General features: G+C 66.0%; 1 protein-coding gene. It reads right to left on the bottom strand.

Annotated features, from left to right (window positions below):
- Positions 1-180 precede the first annotated feature (180 nt).
- Positions 181-2,754, bottom strand: a 2,574-nt coding sequence (locus tag EOA29_RS31750; RefSeq protein ID WP_145969908.1) for an efflux RND transporter permease subunit, incomplete at its 5' end; no start/stop codon positions are given.

Raw genomic sequence — 2,754 nt, 5'->3', positions numbered from 1 at the left:
GCATGACGAAGGCCGCCGGTGCAGGTGCTGCGCCCGCCGTGCCGCCGTTGAGGCTCAGATTGCCCATGTCGAGCAGGTGGACGCTGGCCACCGAGATCGCGCCCAGCGCGACGGCCGTTCCCAAAGCGATTTTCCATTTACGCATATTGATCTCCAATCCTATTCGGCCGCCTGGGCGAGCTATTCAGCCGCTTGGGCGAGCGGCTGAGGCGCCGGCTCGGCGGTCGGTTCAATCTCTTGTTGGTGCGGGGCATACTGGCGCCCCGTGGCAGGTTCCTGCTCGCCGCCGCGCTCGCGCAGCTTTTCGATGACCGCGTAGAAGACCGGCACGAAGACCAGCGACAGGATCGTCGCCGCCACCATGCCGCCGAAGACGGTGGTGCCGATCGACTGCCGGCTGGCGGCACCCGCGCCCGTCGCGAACATCAGCGGCAGCACGCCGAGGATGAAGGCGAAAGCCGTCATCAGGATCGGCCGCAGCCTCAGCCGTGCGGCTTCCATCGCCGCCTCGACGATGGTCAGGCCTTCCTCGCGCCGCCGTCGGGCGAACTCGACGATCAGGATGGCGTTCTTCGCCGCCAGGCCGATCAGCATGACGAAGCCGATCTGCGAGTAGACGTCGATCTGCATGCCGCGCAGCAGGAGCACCACGAAAGCCCCGAACAGGGCAAGCGGCACGGCGAGCAGCACCATGAAGGGCATCGCGAAGCTCTCATACTGCGCCGCCAGGATCAGGAAGACGAAGACGATCGCCAGCCCGAAGACAACAGAGGCGATCGAGCCGGCTTTGAGCTCCTGATAGGTGATGCCCGTCCACTCATAGCCGAAGTCCCGCGGCAACACATTCGCCGCCGCCCGCTCCATCGCCGCCACCGCCTGCCCGGACGAGAAGCCCGGAGCCGCGCCGCCATTGATGAGAGCCGAGGCATTGTTGTTGTAATGGGGCACGGTCTCGGGGCCGACGATCGGCACCAGTCTGCCCAGCGTGCTCAGCGGCACCATGCCGCCCGACGCGTTGCGCACGTAGAGGCGCGAGATGTCGGTCGCGTCGGCGCGCGCGTCCTTGTCGGCCTGGATGGTCACACGGAAGGTGCGGCCGAACAGGTTGAAGTCGTTGACGTAGAGCGAGCCGAGATAGATCTGCAGCGTGTTGAACACGTCCGGCAGGCTGAGGCCCAGAAGCTTCGCCTTGCTGCGGTCGAGGTCGTAGTTGAACTGCGGCGTCGAGGTCGAGAAGGACGAGAACAGCTGCTGCGGGTTGAGCTCCGGCTGCTTGCGCGCCTCGGCGATCAGCGCCTGCGTCACTTCGTTGAGCGCGGCGCTGCCGCGGCCCGAAAGATCCTCCACCTGGAACTCGAAGCCGCCGGTGGTGCCGAGGCCCGGGATCGAGGGCGGATCGAAGGACAGCGCGAAGGCTTCCGGCATCTGCAGGAGCTTGCTCCGCACCTGCTCGACCAGCTTCGAGGCGTTCTGCTCAGGCCCGCGCTCGTCCCACGGCTTCAGGATCGCGAACTCGACCGCCGAGTTCGACTGTGCGGCGCTGGTCAGGAAGTTGAGGCCGCTGATCGAGCCGACGATGTCGACGCCGGGCGTGTTCTGCAGGATGTCGCGCGCCTTCTGCGCCACAGCATCGGTGCGCTCCAGCGAGGCGCCGTCCGGCAACTGGATGACGACGAAGAAATAGCCCTGGTCCTCCACGGGAAGGAAGGTCGAGGGCAGTTTCTGCCAGACGAAATAGGTGGCGACCAGGCCGGCCGCGAACAGGCCGAGCATCGCCCAGCGCAGCTTGATCAGGATGCGGACGCCATGGGCATAGGCATGCGACAGCCAGTCGAAGCCGGCATTGAACCAGCGGAACAGCACGAACTGCGTTTCGCCGCGATGGCGCAGGAACGCCGCGCTCAGCGCGGGACTGAGCGTCAGCGAGTTGAAGGCGGAGATGCCGACCGAGATCGCGACGGTCAGCGCGAACTGGTTGTAGAGCCGCCCCGACACGCCGGGGATGAAGGCGACGGGAATGAACACCGCCGCCAACACAGCGGTGGTGGCGATGATCGGTCCCGTCACTTCCGCCATCGCCGCGCGCGTCGCGGCCAGCGGCGCGAGGCCGGCTTCGAGCTGTCGCTCGACATTCTCGACGACCACGATGGCGTCGTCGACGACGAGGCCGATCGCCAGCACCATGCCGAGCAGCGAGAGCATGTTGAGCGAGAAGCCCAGCATGTACATGATGGCCAGCGTCGCGATCAGCGACACGGGGATGGCGATGGTCGGGATGATGGTGGTGCGCCAGCTCTGCAGGAAGATGAACACCACGGCAACGACCAGCACCAGCGCTTCGCCGAGCGTGATCAGCACGTCATGCATCGAGGCCGAAACGAAGCGCGTCGTGTCGTAATGCATGGCGTAGTGGACGCCCTTCGGGAAGCGCGCCGACAGCTCCTGCATCTTATCCTTGACCCGCTGCTGCAGGTCGAGCGCGTTGGAGCCGGGCATCTGGTAGACGGCCAGCACCACCGTCGGGTCCTTGCCGAAGAAGGCGGATGAGGAATATTGCAGCGCGCCGAGCTCGATACGGGCCACGTCGCGCAGCCTGACCAACGATCCGTTCTGCGAATTGGCGCGCACGACGATGTCGCCGAATTCCTTGGGGTCGCTCAAGCGGCCGACCGCGTTGACCTGCATTTCGAAGGCGGTGCCGGCAGGCGCCGGCGACTGGCCGATCTTGCCGGCCGCCACCTGCACGTTCTGTTC

The organism is Mesorhizobium sp. M1E.F.Ca.ET.063.01.1.1 (assembly GCF_003998155.1).
Classification (GTDB): Bacteria; Pseudomonadota; Alphaproteobacteria; order Rhizobiales; family Rhizobiaceae; genus Mesorhizobium.
This window is presented reverse-complemented; position numbering and strand designations above follow the sequence as displayed.